Annotated in this window: 11 protein-coding genes and 1 pseudogene; 8 read left to right on the top strand and 4 right to left on the bottom strand. The window is 37.7% G+C overall.

Annotated elements, in window-relative coordinates; all coding sequences use genetic code 11:
* Window positions 1–13 precede the first annotated feature (13 nt).
* Complete coding sequence (locus tag TE34_RS19655) at window positions 14–1,414, bottom strand: purine-cytosine permease family protein (RefSeq protein WP_047986507.1); 1,401 nt, start codon at window positions 1,412–1,414, stop codon at window positions 14–16.
* 409 nt (window positions 1,415–1,823) lie between these two features.
* Here TE34_RS19655 and TE34_RS19650 point away from each other — a divergent pair, with 409 nt between their 5' ends.
* Together TE34_RS19650 and TE34_RS19645 are read left to right on the top strand one after the other, a co-directional pair.
* A complete protein-coding gene (locus TE34_RS19650; RefSeq protein ID WP_047986506.1) occupies window positions 1,824–2,114 on the top strand; it encodes an RNA polymerase alpha subunit C-terminal domain-containing protein in 291 nt (96 codons plus the stop codon).
* Window positions 2,115–2,240: 126 nt separating this feature from the next.
* A complete protein-coding gene (locus tag TE34_RS19645; protein WP_047986505.1) occupies window positions 2,241–2,948 on the top strand; it encodes a DNA alkylation repair protein in 708 nt (235 codons plus the stop codon).
* A 274-nt stretch (window positions 2,949–3,222) separates the two neighbouring features.
* On the opposite strand, the gene TE34_RS19640 is transcribed toward TE34_RS19645, so the two are convergent.
* Window positions 3,223–4,140, bottom strand: a complete 918-nt coding sequence (locus TE34_RS19640; RefSeq protein WP_047986504.1) for a DUF4349 domain-containing protein — start codon at window positions 4,138–4,140, stop codon at window positions 3,223–3,225.
* Window positions 4,141–4,331: 191 nt separating this feature from the next.
* Here TE34_RS19640 and TE34_RS19635 point away from each other — a divergent pair, with 191 nt between their 5' ends.
* Complete coding sequence (locus TE34_RS19635; RefSeq protein WP_047986503.1) at window positions 4,332–7,529, top strand: DEAD/DEAH box helicase; 3,198 nt, start codon at window positions 4,332–4,334, stop codon at window positions 7,527–7,529.
* Between the two features lie 447 nt (window positions 7,530–7,976).
* Here TE34_RS19635 and TE34_RS19630 read toward each other — a convergent pair whose 3' ends face one another.
* Window positions 7,977–8,279 carry an EthD family reductase gene (locus TE34_RS19630; protein ID WP_047986502.1) on the bottom strand — a complete coding sequence of 101 codons (303 nt, stop codon included), beginning with the start codon at window positions 8,277–8,279 and terminating at the stop codon, window positions 7,977–7,979.
* Between the two features lie 156 nt (window positions 8,280–8,435).
* Here TE34_RS19630 and TE34_RS19625 point away from each other — a divergent pair.
* Window positions 8,436–9,910: pseudogene (locus tag TE34_RS19625) on the top strand (protein adenylyltransferase SelO).
* A gap of 75 nt (window positions 9,911–9,985) precedes the next feature.
* Here the strand turns inward: TE34_RS19625 and TE34_RS19620 are convergent.
* Complete coding sequence (locus tag TE34_RS19620; RefSeq protein ID WP_047986501.1) at window positions 9,986–10,837, bottom strand: LysR family transcriptional regulator; 852 nt, start codon at window positions 10,835–10,837, stop codon at window positions 9,986–9,988.
* 147 nt (window positions 10,838–10,984) lie between these two features.
* On the opposite strand from TE34_RS19620, the gene TE34_RS19615 reads away from it, so the two are divergent.
* From TE34_RS19615 to TE34_RS19595, 4 genes are all read left to right on the top strand, one after another.
* Complete coding sequence (locus tag TE34_RS19615; protein WP_047986500.1) at window positions 10,985–11,950, top strand: DMT family transporter; 966 nt, start codon at window positions 10,985–10,987, stop codon at window positions 11,948–11,950.
* Between the two features lie 165 nt (window positions 11,951–12,115).
* Window positions 12,116–12,775, top strand: coding sequence for a hypothetical protein (locus TE34_RS19610; protein ID WP_047986499.1), 660 nt, complete (start codon window positions 12,116–12,118; stop codon window positions 12,773–12,775).
* A gap of 473 nt (window positions 12,776–13,248) precedes the next feature.
* Complete coding sequence (locus TE34_RS19600; RefSeq protein ID WP_047986497.1) at window positions 13,249–14,808, top strand: spore germination protein; 1,560 nt, start codon at window positions 13,249–13,251, stop codon at window positions 14,806–14,808.
* Between the two features lie 52 nt (window positions 14,809–14,860).
* Entirely contained in the window at window positions 14,861–15,955 is a 1,095-nt protein-coding gene (locus TE34_RS19595; RefSeq protein WP_053075147.1) for a GerAB/ArcD/ProY family transporter, read from the top strand.
* Window positions 15,956–15,960: the final 5 nt, after the last annotated feature.

The following is a 15,960-nucleotide window of genomic DNA, read 5'->3' as shown; positions in this document are numbered from 1 at the left end:
AGAGCTCTCCATATTATGCGATGTAATCATCTTTATCAATATCGGTTGCTTCTTTACGAACATAATATTTACCTTTAGTAGCTATTGCTAGAACAACAGTTAGAATAGCTGCCAACAAAGAAGCAAAGAATGCTGCTGTACTTTGTAAAAATTCGCCCATGGATCCTAAAGCCGCAAACGTTCCTAACCCACTTGCGATTATGAGCGATGCTACACCTACAGGATTCCATCTAAATAGATTTTTTTGTCTGGACTCGTAATACCCAGGACCAATTTTCAGGACTTTCTTTACGATTACCGCGTCCACTACTAGAATCGCAGCCCAGGTCATTAAGAATACACCTTGGAAAGTCATGGCTAATTCTAGATGATTCACAATTCCACCTAACATAAGAATAATAGCAGCAACCCCAGTTACTACTACCCAAAAGCGTCTACCAGGGGTGAATTTAAAGACATTTTCAAAGAAATTAGCAAGTGATAGTGAACCACTATAAATATTGGTAATATTGATTCTTACTTGTGTGAGCATCGTAAATAATACGCCCCATATTCCAAGTAATAATACAATATAAACGCCAGGATTTGGTTCACCTAAACGAACACCAAACCAGATACCAAGTCCACCCATTACTCCAAAACAGAAGATTTGTGGAATGAATCCAATAGCAAAAATACCAATCTTCATATCTTTTGGTTTTAAGTAGCGAGCATAGTCAGATGCAAGTAATGGGGTTAATCCCATAATTCCATGTTGCATACCGATACATAGTAATAATGCAGTACCACCAGCTTGTACGCCCTCAGGCATATAGGACCAAAAGCTACCGTCAAATTTTGATGGTGTCATGGCTGCCATAGCTATGGCTGCGATTAGGAACACGAAAAATAGTGGAAGAGACCATTTTTGTAGTTTGTCTAACTGTTTAATTCCAAACCAATTAAGAGGAATTACGATTGTTCCGAAGAAGAGGATTAATGCCCATTCAGGAATGACGGGGAAGAATTCATGAACTGCTGCAACTAGTATCATACCTTCCAGTGCACAATACATGATAAAGTTTGTTGCGTAAATAAACGAAGTAAGTGACGCACCAATATAACCAAATCCGCCGCCTCTGGAAATTAGATTAACATTCATTCCTGACTTCGCAGATAGATAGGCAATAAATGTACCTAGTATCCCTGCCACAATAATGGCGTATACTGCAGATATAATGGCATTTATCGCACCAAATTGGAGTGCCATTACACTTCCCATTTGGAAATAAAAAATCGCCGTTGCAATTCCAAAAGTAATATTAGTGATACTGAGCCATCCCATGTTCCTTTTGTCTCTTGGTACTCTGCCTAATGAATAATCATCTCCCTTACTATCGAAAGAATGATTCTCTGTAATATTAGTAGAATCCAAATTAAACCAACTCCTTTTTGTGTAGTTTTTCACATGATGAAAATGATAAATATAAATAACGGCGGTTAACTGGCTGCATATTTGACAGACAGTAACTAAATTAGTATAACACTATGTTCAATGTTGGACAAACTCGCTAATTTATCGATAACCTTGAAAAAGACTTATAACTCAGCAATAAACGGTAATAGCTTGGTCTATATCAATAAAAGTATGTTACGCGTCACTTTACTTCACTTCGCTCAAGTATCTGCTATATCTTCCATGAAATGTAGTACGAATTCTATTCCTAACCTTTGATTATAACCTGGAATCTAAGTAGAATTAATAGAAGGATAGAGTTAATAATCCAAGTTCGAGAAGAAGATAGAAAGATATTAAGTATACGGTATGTATTGGAGGGATTACTTTGGTATCGGAAAAAAGTCTAAGAGTGTGTGAAAAGGGACATCAATATTACAAAAGCAGTGATTGTACTAGTTGTCCTACTTGTGATAAAGAAAATAAACCTATAAGTGGTTTCCTATCAAAGCTAAGTTCCCCAGCTAGAAATGCCTTAGTTCGCGAGGGAGTTGAAACATTACACAAACTCTCCTCGTACAGTGAAAAAGAAATACTAAGGCTCCATGGTATCGGACCAGCCTCCTTGCCAGTTTTGAGGACTTCATTAGAAGAAGAAGGGTTATCATTTAAGGAATAAAGTACCCTTGCTGGTTGAGTCCGCTTTACAGTCATACCACAATACTACAATGAGATATTAGTAAGTGATCAGATAATCGTGTAATTGATAAGAAGCACATTATAGATAAGAAGGAAGTGTAATAGAATGGATGTACAAACAGTTATGCAAGAGCTCGAAATACTTGGTAAGGAACGAACGAAAAAAATCTACATATCCAATGGTGCTCATGAACCACTTTTTGGCGTAGCTACTGGTGCGATGAAGCCAATTGCAAAGAAAATCAAGATGAATCAAGCTCTAGCGGATGAGTTATATGCTACTGGAAATTATGATGCGATGTATTTTGCTGGGATAATTGCGGACCCAAAAGCAATGACTGAGGCAGATTTTGATCGGTGGATAAACTCAGCATACTTTTACATGTTATCTGATTATGTGGTAGCAGTGACACTGTCAGAAGCGGATATTGCGCAGGAAGTTGCTGATAAATGGATAAGAAGCAGAGAAGAACTAAAAATGTCAGCTGGTTGGAGCTGTTACTGTTGGTTATTAGGAAACCGCAAAGACTTTGAATTTGAAGAAAAGAAGATTGCTAATATGCTTGAATTGGTCAAAAATACAATACACGATTCACCAGAACGAACAAAAGCTTCGATGAATAACTTCGTATATACAGTAGGTATCTCATATATACCACTTCATGAGAAGGCCGTGGAAACAGCAAAGGAAATAGGACTAGTAGAAATAAAACGAGAAAACAAAAAACCTAGTATCCTAAACGCATATGAAAGTATTCAAAAAGAAGTAGATAAAGGAAAGCTTGGATTTAAACGTAAATATGTAAGGTGTTAAATTGAAAGAGGTTGAGACATAACTCAATCAAAGGCAGTAAAAGACGAATATACACTACATTAGCCCCGGAAATATACGGAGACTCCTGTGGGAGGATAGGCATAGGTGAGACCCCGCAAGAGCGTTAGCTCTGAGGAGGCTCACCAGCCGCCCACGGAAAGCGAAGTATATTTCCGGGGCGTGTTATATGCACTAATAACAATGTTCAATTTTACCTTTGATAGAAATACTTTTGTCTCAATCCCATGTTTATCTTCATATCAAACAATTATGATCAGTCAACTTGCCTATTCCTTCTTACCTTCTGAACAATCCAATAGGTCAATACCCCGATAACCCCCAACAATAAAAGAACTGGCAAGTTACCAACTAGGAAGATAAATAAACTAGAAAAGAAGGATAGAAGCATATTAATACTTTTTACAAATTGTTGCTTCGTTTGGTCCCATGTGTTTAAGTCTTTGTCACTCATCGTTGTAAGGCTAACATTGTTTTCTTGGATGTGAATCGTAACCGTTGCTAGTTCCGCCCGATTGTCCAAGTATTTCATCCGTCCCATTATTTCCTCAATCTCTTCTTGAACAGATGCTAAATCATTTGAAATGGTTAATAAATCCTCTGTTTTTTCTGCTTTCTCCATAAAGGATAGCAAACGTTCTTCTACTACACGCTTCGATTTCAATCGTGATTCTAAATCTACATATTCTTCTGTTACGTCTTGGCCAGAGATTGAACTTTCTAATACGTTACTACTACCATCTTCGACTAACTGAATGAATTCTCGAAACTCTTCTTGTGGAATACGTACTGTGATATAACCATTAGTCGTATCATCGCCTTCGCTTTTACTCATATTGGATTCCACAATGTAGCCACCGTAGTCAGCGACTTTCGTTTGAATATGGTTTAAAGTGTCTTGATAGTTTTTAACTACGATATCGAGTTTAGCTGTATATATAATCTTTCGGTTTATATTCTCTGCTGTTTTGGTAGAATCGCTTTCTTGGAATTCACCATCCGATTCTTCGCCGGCACGATCATTTTCCGCTGAATTAGAAAAATCACTACTCTCCGCTTTTTCTTCGGAAACTTCATAATCAGCAGCTGCCTCACCACTTTCGGAATCATTACTGCAGGCTACCATCCACAGGCTCAGAAATCCAACTAGAATTACCATTAATGCTTTTTTCACCTTGACACCCCTTTAAATCATTTTTAAATTTCTATGTCTTTCTTATATGACGGTATGAAGTGAAAAAATGTTACAGATTATTACAGTATAAAGAACCTAGATGTACTGGCGAGTTTCTATTCTTCATGATAAATTAAGTAGATAGATAAGAGTTCGGTTTAACAAAAACACCAACCCAGAGGAGGCGCCTCATGCAAATCAAAATAAATCAAACAATCATCAAAGAACGTTGTGGGGTTGTCTCTTTTAAAAAAGGAGATGCCTTTTACCGTAATGGAAAAGTAACGATAGAAGGGTTCACTCCTGACACATTAGATGCAATTGTTCATGGGAACGAGGATTTTTATGTTCATATTCAACTAAACAGGCAAGGTTTTGAAACGACGTGTAGTTGTCCATCACTGTCTTCTTTTCAAAAAGAATGTCAGCATGTTGCAGCAGTCTTAATTGCTTGGAATCAGCATCAACAAGAAAAGCCAATAGACGAGCCAGTTTCTGAACAAAGAAATGAAGAGCTCTCGAATGGAATTCTAGGATTATTTGAGTCCGAACCAATGCAGGCAAGTGGTAAGCAGCGTCATTTTGAAAAAAGAATAGAGTTGAAGGTTACTTTCACATGTAAGGTGGTTGTCTCTGAGTCTGGCAGTTCTATGTTCGGGATTGGTATGTCAGCCGAGTCCCAGCGGTTAGTAAATATTCGAGAATTTCTTATTCAGGTACGAGAAGGTAATAGCCATCCTATCGCTAAGAGTATTACATATGACCCGTCCAGTCATTATTTTGATAATGATACGGATGCAGTTATTCAGCAATTAATTTCTATTATGGAAGATGAAAAAATGTACCGCCGAGCAATGCCAACAAAGATGGATTCTAATATAGATGGAGATATCCTACCTGTACCTGCATCTTCGTGGAAAAGGTTGGAACCATTATTAGTTCGAGCTCCATTAGTGAACTTGCAATATGAAGGCAGAAGCTACGTTGGGTTCGATGTATCAGATGATATGTTACCACTAACATTTGAATTTACGGGTACAGAGGATGACGGGTATCAATTAATAATTGATGGACTTAATAAAATGGTTATTTTAAAGGAGTATGACACAGTTCTTTCTAATGGGAAAATTGTTGCTGTTAAAAGAGGTGAAGCAGAACGATTATTTGAACTGAAAAGAATGTTACAGACTTCAAAGTCAAATGCCATTTCGATACCCCGTCACCAACTAAAATACTATATGGAAAAGCTACTTCCACATTTGAGAAAGATGGGTGAGGTTCATTTATCCGGTGAAATTACTGCTGAGATACAAAAAACACCACTTCAGGCTAAGCTTTACTTAGATCGGGTAAAAAACCGGTTACTTGCTGGACTGGAGTTTCATTACGAGAATGTTGTTATTAACCCGCTAGACCATCAGCAGCCAAAAGTTGGTAAAATGATTATTCGGGATATGGAAAAGGAAGAAGAGATACTCCAGCTAATGGAAGAAAGCAAATTTAATCAAACTGATAGTGGATACTATATTCAAAATGAAGAACTGGAATATAACTTTTTATATCATCAACTACCGAAACTACAACAATTGGTACAAGTGTATGCAACAACTGCTGTACGAATGCGTATTTTACCTAAATCAACGATACCAAAAATCAAGGTGAGACATTATCGGGAAAAGAACCATTGGCTTGAATTTACCTTTACGATTGATGGGATTCCAGAACAAGAGATTAAAGATATCTTAGCTGCTCTGGAAGAGAAACGGAAATATTACCGATTACGTGATGGGACTTTATTTTCTCTCGAAACGAGGGAGATGGAAGAGATTCAGCGATTCCTACAAGCTGTGCCTAATTCAGACGAATGGGAAAAGCAATTTGAAGTCCCTATTGTAGAAGGCTTAAGGCTATTAAATATAATTGGATCAAGTGATGCGGTTTCACTAGAAAAGTCATTTCGGGAATTCCTAGCGGCCATTCAACATCCGGAGCGATTAGAATTCGATGTTCCAGATTCTTTAGAAGGGGTACTAAGAAACTATCAAAAACATGGATATAAGTGGATGAAAGCACTTGCTAGTTATGGTTTTGGTGGCATTTTAGCGGATGATATGGGACTTGGAAAGACCATTCAAAGTATTGCTTTTATTTTATCGGAGTTGCCTATAATACGTGAGACTGGCCAGCCGGCTTTGATTGTCTGTCCGTCGTCTGTAACGTATAACTGGCAAAGTGAACTGATGAAATTTGCACCGGATATACAAATGATTATTATTGATGGAAGCAAGTCCGAACGTGTTAAAATGCAAAACGATTTAGAAGATGTTGATGTAATTATTACGAGTTATCCATTGCTTCGAAGCGATGTTAGATGGTACGAGAATCAGCAATTTCACGTTATATTCTTTGATGAAGCACAAGTGTTTAAAAATGCCCTAACCCAAACCGCGCGTGTCGTGAAGAAACTACAGGCCACACATCGTTTTGCGTTAACAGGAACACCAATGGAGAACTCGTTAGAGGAACTGTGGTCAATTTTCCATGTTGTATTTCCAGAGCTATTCTTAGGGTTAAAAGAGTACAGTCAATTAACGAATAAACAGATTGCCCGAAGGATTCGTCCATTTATGCTACGTAGGGTGAAGGAAGATGTTCTTGGAGAATTGCCTAAGAAGAGTGAAGTCATTGATGCCACCGAAATGCTACCAGAGCAAAAGAAGCTTTATGCTAGTTATTTAGCAAAACTACGACATAAAACATTAAGACATTTAGATAAAGAGACGATTAGGAAGAATCGAATTCGAATCTTAGCTGGCTTAACTAGACTTCGCCAAATTTGTTGTCATCCAGCACTGTTTGTTGATGGGTATGAAGGTACATCGGCTAAATTTGAACAACTGTTGCGCATTATTGCAGAGGCAAGACAATCAGGGCGTAGACTACTCATATTCTCTCAATTTACTAAAATGCTTCATCTTATTGGGCAGGAACTATTTAATGATGGATATTCCTACTTCTATTTAGATGGACAAACTCCATCTGAAGAAAGAGTAGACTTGTGCAATCGGTTTAATGCAGGGGAACGCGATGTTTTTCTGATTTCCTTAAAAGCAGGGGGAACAGGATTAAATCTGACAGGAGCAGATACCGTTATTTTTTATGATAGTTGGTGGAATCCTGCTGTGGAAGAACAAGCTGCAGATCGAGCTCACCGTATGGGGCAAAAGAAAGCCGTTAAAGTTATTAAGCTAGTAGCTAAAGGGACTATTGAGGAAAAAATGAATGCTCTACAAGATAGAAAGCGGCATTTGATAGAGGAAGTAATTGATCCGAAAGACGCACAAACTAGTGGCCTAACCGAGGAGGATATTCGGGATTTGTTGAGCTAGCGGTTTAGTGCTTGTCACTTCCCCGAATTCTGATACATGGGGAAAGAGGTTGGGACATAACTCAATCAAAGGCAGTAAAATACTAATAAGCACTACATTAGCCCCGGAAATATACGGAGACTCCTTGAAAAAGAAGATCGCTTTTTCTGCGTGCGATGAGTCGCTGCCGAAGCATTCCTTGTCCTGTGGGAGGATAGGCATAGGTGAGACCCCGAGAATGCACCTGCGTCTGCCAGTAACGCTACGCAGCAGGCTTCCTCGGTGCAAGGCAGCAAGGAAGTATACTCAAGTAGTAGCCTGGCTCACCAGCCGCCCGCGGAAAGCGTAGTATATTTCCGGGGCGTGTTATATGCGCTAATAACAATTTTTGATTTTACTTTTAATAGAAATACTTTTGTCTCACCCCCATTTATTTTAATTCATATGAACAATTAAATCAGGTCATATCTAATCTAGAATCGTAATAATCGGAGGCTTATCTAAGTATTGAAAAAGATTTGGGCCATCTTCTTCTGCTTGTCTTGCTTCTGGGCTAGCAAATGCCTCTAGTAACTTTTCAAGATTCTCAAATTCTAATACGGTGATAAGGTATAAATTCAAATCCGTATTTTGTGTATCAACAACGCGATGGACAGAGTCTTTAATAATATTTGGTATTTTCCTACCTAGTGGAACGTGGATGTTAAAATAATGCTCGTCGAATTTTTCCGTATCCTTTGGTTTTTCATACATAATCACCATTTTTGCCATCTTAGATCTCTCCCTCTTTTAACACATAGTAGTAGAATATATTTCTTTCCAGTAAATTTATTCCAGATACTTTATACTTTCGTTGGATTAAATAAAAGAATTAGACAAAATAGGGAATAGTAAGGCGTATCATTACCAAACGGAAAGGATGATACCATGAATATTACGGATGAATCTATTCCAGTTGGATGGAACTTTGATAATAGTTACTCTAGATTACCTGAAAAACTTTTCTCTCATATTGAGCCGAAGATGGTACGGTCACCGAGATTAGTGGCACTTAATGCTTCGTTGGCAGTTAAGCTAGGACTTGCCAAAGAGGGGTTACAAAGTGCTGGCGGCATAGCTACTCTTGGTGGAAACGAGATTCCTAATAAAACAAAGCCAATTGCACAAGCATATGCAGGTCATCAATTCGGATATTTTACTATGTTAGGGGATGGGCGTGCTGCTCTGCTCGGGGAACATATAACGCCTTCCGGTGAACGATTAGACATTCAATTAAAAGGGTCAGGAAAAACGCCGTACTCTAGAGGTGGAGATGGAAGAGCAACGCTTGGACCAATGCTTCGGGAATACATTATTAGTGAAGCGATGCATGGCCTGGGCATTCCTACTACCCGTAGCTTAGCTGTTGTGACAACTGGGGAAATCGTTAATCGTGAAAAGCCATTACCTGGTGCGATTTTGACTCGTGTAGCTACAAGTCATATCCGTGTTGGTACGTTTCAGTATGCAGCTAAATGGGGGAAATTAGAAGAATTACGCATTCTTGCCGATTACACCATTAAGCGCCATTTCCCAGAAATAGAAGGTACTGAACAGCCATATCTATCAATGCTTCAGGAAGTAGTAGAACGTCAAGCAAACTTGATTGCAAAATGGCAACTGGTTGGATTTATTCATGGGGTTATGAACACCGACAATATGACGATTAGTGGGGAAACAATTGATTATGGTCCTTGTGCTTTTATGGATAATTATGATCCTGCGACTGTGTTTAGTTCCATCGACAGAGAAGGGAGATATGCCTACGAGAATCAACCTAGAATTGGTGTTTGGAACTTGGTTGCATTCGGGGAAGCCTTGCTGCCATTAATCCATGAAAATGAGAATCAGGCTATTGAATTAGTACAGCAAACCTTATCAAGATTTTCCGAAGTCTTTCAAGAAACCTGGATGAATGGAATGCGAGCAAAGCTTGGAATAATCAACAAAGAAGATGATGATGAGTCGTTAATCGGAGATCTACTAAACATAATGGAAAGCTATCAAGCAGATTATACAAATACATTCCGTGCATTGACAACGAATGGGATAGCGAATACAGGACTGGCAGATAAAAAAGAATTTACACTTTGGTATCAACAATGGAAAGAGCGTCTTAGTAGGCAAGATTTGAGTGAACAAGAAATAAAAGTGGTAATGCGTAAGAGTAACCCAGCTATTATTCCTCGTAACCACCGAGTTGAAGAAGCTTTAGAAGCAGCAGTTGAAAAGAATGACTACAGTGTAATGGATTCGCTTCTACAAGCTCTTTCCAAACCATACGCTTACAACCAAATCAGGAAGAGTACGCTGAACCACCAAAGCCATCCAATCGTGTCTATCGAACTTTTTGTGGTACTTGATAGAATAGATCTTTGCTAGTCTAAATAAAACGAAAGAAAGTCTTATCCTGTGGAAGAGACTTTCTTTCGTTTTGACTACTTATGTGATTCAATTGTCTCGATAAACTTTTCAATGGTAGATGTTAAGAAAGTATCCGCTCTTCTAATAAATACCGTTTTTACCTTACTATATTTGTCTGGTAGTTCATGGTATTGAATGAGACCATCTTTTTCTAGATGACTAACCGCTGATTTTGGTACGAATGTAACGCCGAGTCCCATCGTAGCACTTTGTAGAATGGTTTCTAAGGTGCCGAATTCCATTATTTTCTTAGGAGTAATCTGTTGTTCTTTATACCATTCTGCTAAACGTGCGCGATATCCGCAACCTTTACTAAAGCATAACACAGGCTGTTCGACTAACTCTTCTGGTGAGGAAATACGTGTATTAGAAATGAGAACAAGCTCTTCTTGAAACACATCATGAGATACAAGATTATTGTGGAAATCGGAAGCAGTAATGAAGGCACCATCTAGCTTATGATTTAGCACATCCTCCTCTAACTTCTCCGTCACCCCAGTATAAATAGATAAATCTACATTCTCATATCTATTCAAAAAACTAGCTAAAATCTTTGGTAGATGAATAACGGTTTCTACAGTACCAATCTCTAATTTTCCTGACGGTTCCTGATTTGTTTGGACAGCTTGTTTCATTTCCTCTTTTAATAGTAAAATTTGATTACTATAGGTTAAAAGCTTCTTACCTTCTGGTGTAAGACTCATCCCTCGTCTATGTCGATTAAACAGTGGTGTATTCATCTCAGCTTCCAACTTGTGAATTCTAGCAGTTATATTGGATTGGACATAATTTAATTCTTTTGCTGCCTCAGAGACTGTCCCTTTATCAGCAACCATTTGAAAAATCTCTAGATCTTTAAATTCCACGGCAAATCCCTGCTTTCCCCTGCAATTATTCTATAATATCATGGTATCACTAAAAGTGATGCTAAACCATCATTAAAGTTCATTTTACAAGATATTAAGAATGCTAGATAATGAATCTGCTATTAACTTATAGGGGGCAGATGGAAATTGAAAAACAATGTATTATGGGGTGCATTTTTGTGCTTTATTGCAGCAGTTTCATGGGGAGCAATGTTTCCTGTTGCACATGCAGCTTTTCAGTATATTGATCCGTTTTATTTTACAATCATTCGTTATGGTGCAGTAACGATTATTTTAGTTGTAATGCTTTTTTGGAAAGAAGGGAAAAAAGCGTTTCGTTTGGAAGGCCAAGGACTATCACTATGGTTCTTTGGTACGATGGCATTTGTAATTTATAATCTGCTAATCTTCTGGGGTGAGGATTTAATGGGAGAATCAGGTGTTATGGTTGCATCCGTTATGGAGGCCTTGATGCCGATGATTTCTATTTTAATCGTATGGATAATTTTCCATAAACGTCCCCATACGTTTACGGCGATATGTGTGTTTGTGTCACTTGTAGGTGCCATGTTGGTCATTACTAAAGGTAATGTAAAAGCCTTTATAGGTGCAACGGATGACATTATTCCAACACTCCTTATATTCATTGCTGTGATTGGATGGGTGATATATACAATGGGTGGAAGTAAGTTTAGCGGTTGGTCTGCTCTTCGGTATTCCACACTAACCTGTTTACTAGGTACCCTTACAGCAGGGGTTGTTGTGGTGATTGCCACGCTTATCGGATATGTATCAATTCCAACAGGAGAAGTAATCCTTGCTACAGCTCCGCATTCTTTATTTATGATTGTTTTTCCTGGTCTCATTGCATTACTGGGATGGAACGTGGGTGTTAGTATCTTATCACCAATAAATGCCCTCTTATTTATCAACTTTGTTCCGGTTACGACACTTGTTATCTCCATGTATCAAGGTTATGAAGTGACAAGGTTTGATTTGCTAGGTACAATCCTAATTATTCTGGCATTGCTAGCAAATAATATTTTTGTTCGACTTCAGAAAAAATCATTCAAACGACCTGTACGAACGAGTCTACAGGAAAGAATCTCTTAAAAAACGTCTTCTTCTTACAATTAGTGTTGTAAGAAGAAGACGTTTTCTTATGAATACAGATCTGAAATTATTTTCTCTAGCTGAAAAGAAGGGTTTTGGGATTATTTAACGAAGTGTATCATATGGATGAAGAAGTGAGTCTCTATAAAAATGGATGTGATTATTGTGTTTAGAAATAAAAAAATGTTCTATACTGCTATAACTCTTTTAACCCTGATAATTGTAGTAAATCTTCCCTATCCACACGATGTTTCATTTGGTGAGAGTGTTGCATCAAAGTTAAATATACCAATACAATCATCCATGGGATTTCACTATTTAGGGATTTCATCTATTATTTTATTCTTTGCTAGTTTGTTTTTACTTAATAATTCTTTAGAGAAATACAATGGACGTATGTTAGTATTAGCTTTTATTTTATTTACTGCAGCTCCATCAATGATTGTAGGTACGTTTCAAAAAACGCTTGCTACAGGTGTTTATGCTGTTCATTACGAAAAAGATAGGAGTAATTGCCAGTTTAATATGATCGATGAGGATACTTTACGTGGTGAGTGTGAACTTCACTTTGTCAATCATAGTAGAGATGAGGTTGAATTCACGATTGAGTTCCATGAACGATACTTTTTTGATGGTGTTAAACAAGCAGAAACACTTATGAATGAGGGGACTCCTAATGTTGTAAGGTTACATAAAAAAGAAAGAAGAACGGTACGAATAGAAAAGAATATCGATGTATCAACAATGGAAAATCATATAGAAGGTGGAAACTCGAGTGGAGTATACATCATCATAAAATCAGGAGATAAAGTTAGAGAGCTTTAGCTTGTTCACTGTCACTCCCCAAACTTGTTTGCATCATATGTCTGTCTAAGAGGTTGGGACATAACTCAATCAATGGCAGTAAAAGACGAATAAACACTACATTAGCCCCGGAAATATACGGAGACTCCTTGAAAAAGAAGATCGCTTTTTCTGTGTGCGATGAGTCGCTGCCGAAGCGTTCCTTGTCCTGTGGGAGGATAGGCATCGGTGAGACCCCGCAAGAGCTTAGCTCTGAGGAGGCTCACCAGCCGCCCACGGAAAGCGAAGTATATTTCCGGGGCGTGTTATGTGCACTAATAACAATGTTCGATTTAACCTTTGATAGAAATACTTTTGTCTCAACCCCTTCTTTTTATTTATATCAGATTATTCATCAACACGGAGAAGATAATAGGAAAATATCCCAGATTACATATTTTATACCAATAAGGGGAAGTTAAATTTATCCTGTGTTAGGGGAGGATGGATAAGTGATGCGTATCAGAAGGCACCCACAAAAGAAAAAAGGAAAAGAAGACACAAACCGTGTTCCAATTTCTACGAAGTCACAGGATTTATTAACTGAACGTCTAGACGCTAATGTGAAGTTTTTTACAGACTTATATAAAGATAGTTCTGATATTGTATTTCGCCCTTTCACGATTGGGAATCTAAAAGCAGTTGTCATTTACTTAGATGGATTGAGTGATATTGAAAAATTAGACGAACTTGTGCTTGAGACGTTAATGAATAAACAAGATATCTCGCAAACTGATATTATTCAATCCTTGATAGATTCGATTCCTATTTCAAATATAAAGAAAATATCTACATACACAGAATGCATTGACGCTGTTGCAAACGGAAACCCTATTCTCCTTCTCGACGGTGCGAAAGAGGCTTATGCTTTAGGGATTGTAAAATATGAAAAGCGTTCTATCGAAGAACCTGCAGCAGAGACCGGAATACGCGGACCAAGGGAAGGATTTACGGAATCTATCAGTGTGAATACTTCCTTAATTCGTCGAATAATTAAGGATCCACAACTGAAAATGAAAACCTTCCATGTAGGGAAATATACCAAAACGAAAGTGATCGTTTCCTACATGGAAGGTCTTGTGGATCAAACTTTAATTAAAGAGATAGAGAATCGGCTAAATCGTATTAATATTGATGGTGTTTTAGAAAGTGGCTATATTGAACAATTCATTGAGGATAATCCATTTTCACCTTTTCCACAGGTGCTATATACTGAACGTCCTGATGTGGCCAGTGCTAATCTTTTAGAGGGAAGAGCATTAATCATTATTGATGGGACTCCTTATACATTAATTGCTCCAGTTAGTTTTTTTAGCTTATTTCAATCACAAGAAGATTACTATGAACGATTCTGGATTGGGACGTTTATTCGCTTCTTCAGATTTATATTTTTAGGTATCGCGCTATTTCTTCCTTCTATCTATGTAGCAATTACAACCTTTCATCAGGAAATGCTTCCAATGGCACTATTACTTAGTGTTGCTTCTGCAAGAGAAGGAATACCTTTTCCAGCCATCATAGAAGTATTAATTATGGAACTTACTTTTGAAGCGTTGCGTGAAGCAGGTATACGGCTACCGAAACAAATTGGTTCAGCAGTGAGCATTGTCGGTGCTCTTGTTATTGGACAAGCAGCCGTTCAAGCTGGTATTGTTTCAGCTCCAATGGTTATTGTTGTCAGTATTACGGGTATTTCTTCATTTTTAGTACCGCGATATTCTATTGGTTTATCCATTCGATTGTTAAGATTTCCAATCATATTTTTTGCAGGGTTTCTAGGTATTATTGGTGTCATTCTGGCTTTAATTATACTCGTTATTCACTTATCTAGCTTAAGGTCATTTGGTGTTCCGTATTTAAGTCCGGTTTCGACATTACAAAAAAATGGTTTGAAAGATACAATCTTCCGTTCTCCACTTTGGAAGTTGGACTTTCGCCCCCATCTTACTGGAGAATTTAATGCAGTTAGACAAAGTGATAATTTAAAGCCCTCGCCTGATAAAGAGGAAGGATAGAACTTAATCTATAATGCGGGATACTATAGTGTAGTTGTACAGGTGGTGAAGAATGATGATAGAGAAAGGAAGAATATCGACAGGTCAAATGGAGTTATTAATCATTCCAACGATTATTTCGACCGCAATATTGTCCATCTCATCGATTGATGCCCGTTTGGCTGGCCACGATATGTGGATGACGCCGATATTAGGGTCAAGTGCTGGCTTTTTAACCGTGTATATCGTATGGAAATTACATGAATTGTACCCTGGACAAACCCCTATTGGATATAGTCAAAAATTAATTGGGAAAGTTGCTGGGAGTTTATTTGGGCTGTTGCTTATTCTATTTTTTAGCCATAATACTGGAATTATTATTCGGGAATACACCGGTTTTATTAAATCGAATGTCTTGCTTCAGACCCCTAGTATTGTAATTTCCTTGTCCCTATTGCTTGTAGCTGCTTTAGCAGTAAGAGGTGGATTAGAGGTGATTGCAAGAACAGCTGTTATTTGTACGTTCCTATTTTTAAGTACTTCTATTGTACTTCTATTATTAATACCAGAGGTAGAATTAGGTAATGTCTTACCAACCTTTGAAAATGGTTTTATCCCAGTTTTAAAGGGAGCATTCATTCATCAATCATGGTTTAGTGAATTTTTTATTCTAGCATTTATATTTCCTTTTCTAAATAACACGAAAAAGGGGCTTAAATCTGGCTTTCGTGCCATTTTGGTAGTAATGTTTATTCTTTGCTATGTCAATTTTTTTGTTCTAACGACTATTGGGGTCGTAGCAGGAGATCTCTATTATCCGGTATATGCAATCGTAAAATCTATATCATTAGCAGAGTTCTTCGAAAACTTTGAGATATTAATTACAGCCTCTTGGGTACTAGGGAATTTCGTGAAAATTGCTATGTTTCTATATGCAGCAAGTCTCGCGCTTGCCGAATTATTTCGTATAAATGATTATCGAGTGATGGTACTTCCCTTAAGTCTATTTATTTTCTTTTTTAGTTATTGGGATATTTCGAATGTTGTTGAGCTTGTGAACTATATGGGACAAATTCAGCCATTCTACCTCATATCTGTGCAGACGGTCATTCCCCTTTTCCTGTTATTGATTGCACTCCTGAAAAAGAAACGGAGTGATAACAATTGAGAAAG

It is taken from the genome of Ornithinibacillus californiensis (assembly GCF_001038485.1).
GTDB classification, from domain to species: domain Bacteria; phylum Bacillota; class Bacilli; order Bacillales; family Amphibacillaceae; genus Ornithinibacillus; species Ornithinibacillus californiensis.
This window is presented reverse-complemented; position numbering and strand designations above follow the sequence as displayed.